Annotated in this window: 1 protein-coding gene; it reads right to left on the bottom strand. The window is 41.6% G+C overall.

Features of this window, described 5'->3' with window-relative positions; all coding sequences use genetic code 11:
- Positions 1 to 105: 105 nt before the first annotated feature.
- Positions 106 to 930: a DUF2797 domain-containing protein gene (locus R8O70_RS25570; RefSeq protein WP_005377984.1), complete on the bottom strand. Its 825-nt coding sequence runs from the start codon at positions 928 to 930 to the stop codon at positions 106 to 108.
- Between the last annotated feature and the right edge of the window lie 325 nt (positions 931 to 1,255).

The following is a 1,255-nucleotide window of genomic DNA, read 5'->3' as shown; positions in this document are numbered from 1 at the left end:
GGCGCTGGACTAAACAAAGGCCCCCTTTTAGGGGGCTCACACAAAGCCACCTTCTTTAGAAGGTGGTAATTTACTTTTATTTGAATCAACGCGTTTTACAAGCGATTACTCACTAACTTCAACTTCATAGGAAGTGAATTTTCTTACATTAATAACGCCAGTATCAAAGATGAGGTATTGACCTTTAATGCCTTGCAAAGTGCCAGTAACAACCGGGTTTTTATCGAAGTTATGCGAAGTGATCTTCGTTGGGTGCTGTTGTACCGGGTAGCTAAGGTCGGTAATGCTTTCGTTTAATACTTCAATGGCATCTTCGCCGAATTGCTGTTTTATCTCGGCAATTTTCTCTTCGACTAAAGGCAATAGCTCAGCAAAACGGTCCTGCAATGCCATAGGTTCACCGTCACCTTTAAGCAGTGTGCGCCAATTGGTCTTGTCTGCGATATGTTTCGCCAGTTCAACTTCAATTAAACCGGAGATATGGCGAGTTTTTACTTTAAAAATTGGCAAGCCCTGAGTCGCGCCTTGGTCAATCCAACGAGTCGGGATTTGAGTATGACGAGTAATACCAACTTTTAAGCTGGATGTGTTGGACAGGTAGACAAAGTGATCCACCATGCAATTCTCTTCACCCCATTGTGGTTCGCGACAAGTCCCTTGATCGTAGTGGCAGGTCTCTGGCTTCATGATACACATGTCGCAGCTTGCTAGCTTTTTCATGCATACAAAACAGTGGCCTTGCGAATAACTCTTTTTCGTTTTCTTTCCACATGAGCAACAAAAAATATTGCCAGTGTGAGTCAGTGTGAGCGTTTTACCCAGAAACGGAGTTAAGTCGATTTCTTCCTCACCGACAGGAAGACGGTAGTTGACGGCACCGTCCAGAGAAGCACGCATTTTGTTTAGCGTGCCAGTTGCAATTAATGACATGACATTACTCATTATTGTGTTTTTGCACAGTATATACTGAAGTGGAGAAGAGATGCAGGGTTGACAGGAGCTTTAAAGTAAATGTCTTGCACTAAATTATTATGCATCGTGTTTTATTTTCTAAAAATTATGGCTGTGAAATGCTTCGCAAATAGAAGTTGAGCTGCACTTTTTAGAAATTTTAAAACGTGATAACGGTTCAAAATCCGTTACTATGTGTCGAAACTAAGAATTGAATGAGAAAGTGATTTTATTTTCAGCCCTAAACCACCTACTTCAGTAGGTGGTTATCATCCGTTTCGGCTTTGCCTGTAAAACTACTCAT

The sequence above is a fragment of the Vibrio sp. 779(2023) genome, from assembly GCF_033344285.1.
Classification (GTDB): Bacteria; Pseudomonadota; Gammaproteobacteria; order Enterobacterales; family Vibrionaceae; genus Vibrio; species Vibrio alginolyticus.
This window is presented reverse-complemented; position numbering and strand designations above follow the sequence as displayed.

Excerpts from the sequence above, each read along its gene's own strand:
- R8O70_RS25570 (WP_005377984.1), bottom strand. The coding sequence starts at position 930 with ATGTCATTAATTGCAACTGGCACGCTAAACAAAATGCGTGCTTCTCTG.